Here is a 1,300-nt window from a genome sequence, read left to right on the forward strand (position 1 = left end):
AGAAAGGAGTATTATTGTAGCAAATATACAGAATTTCAGCACACTCTTTCTCTGGAAACTATCTATTGCATATCCGAATAGTGGCTCAAGGGAAATCCCTACAATAAGAATCAATATTCCTATAATTCCAAGGTATACTCTACTTAAGTAACCAGATGCCATGATAAAACTTGCTATTATAAAAATTGGCCCCATCCCGGACAGACTTGTAACCCGATATACAGAATACCTGAAGAAATTTCTATAGGAGTACCTTTGTTCTTCATCCTTTATCACAGACATTCGTGTTTATTTGTTATAATTTTATTAATTTATTACTTTATAAAGTTTATAAACTATCACTTTTCACACACCATTCACTTAATAATATAGTGACCATAAATTATTCTATGGTATGAATTCTTTACTCCAACACAACGTTGCCCTTTAACATATTTCTAATTTCTACTGCTAATTAGCTAAAATTTCGCAATATTCTACAGAATAAGGAGTGATTATGTAAAAAAAATGAAGCTGAAAGCGTTAAATATGTCAAATTTTTGGTGGTTCCTATATTAGTACTGAATTATTATAAAGCTATTTTTCGGTAGCTTAAAAAATGTGGGAATAACTGTGTTCATTCTCCCGTTGATGCTAAATTTATCAACAAAAATAGGGATAGCCAGAATTTCTCTATTTCTATTGCCCATTGAAATATTTTCCTATTCTTCCTATGCCTTCTCTGATAACATCCTCAGATGTTGCATAGGAGATCCTGAAATGCTTTTCTGCGCCAAATGGGCTACCTGGCGTTACTATTACATTCTGTTTCTCTAACAAATCCAAGGATATTGCATCATCCGGGCGGTCAATGGAATAACTGGGGAATATGTAAAAGGCGCCCTCGGGTTCATAGAATGAGAGATCATTTATTTCTCTCAGGAGGGAAACTGCCAGATTCCTTCTTTTCTCAAACTCCTTCTTCATCTTTGTTACACTTTCCTCATCCTCAAGGGCTTTCATTGCACCATATTGTGAGATAGATGGAGCACATGTGAGTGTTTGTTGCTGTACCTTATTGGCTGCCTTTATTACATCAACTGGAGCGACCATGTATCCTATCCTCCATCCAGTCATTGCATAGCTTTTAGAAAATCCGCTTAGTGTAACAGTTCTTTCCTTCATCTCCTCTATCGATCCTGGAGAAAACATTTTGCCTTTGTATACTAAATCCTCATATATTTCGTCTGATATTAAATAGAGGTTGTTTTCAATTATAAAATCGGAAAGTTTCCTGAGCGACTTTTCCGAATAAACTTTT

At 34.8% G+C, this 1,300-nt stretch carries 2 protein-coding genes; both read right to left on the reverse strand.

Annotated elements, in window-relative coordinates:
- The coding region (locus tag AMDU4_RS13905; protein WP_021788554.1) for a hypothetical protein at window positions 1-282 on the reverse strand (282 nt) is incomplete at its 3' end.
- 396 nt (window positions 283-678) lie between these two features.
- Window positions 679-1,300: aminotransferase class I/II-fold pyridoxal phosphate-dependent enzyme (locus AMDU4_RS13910; protein ID WP_290705600.1), on the reverse strand; the 622-nt coding region annotated here is incomplete at its 5' end.

This window comes from Ferroplasma sp. Type II (genome assembly GCF_000496155.1).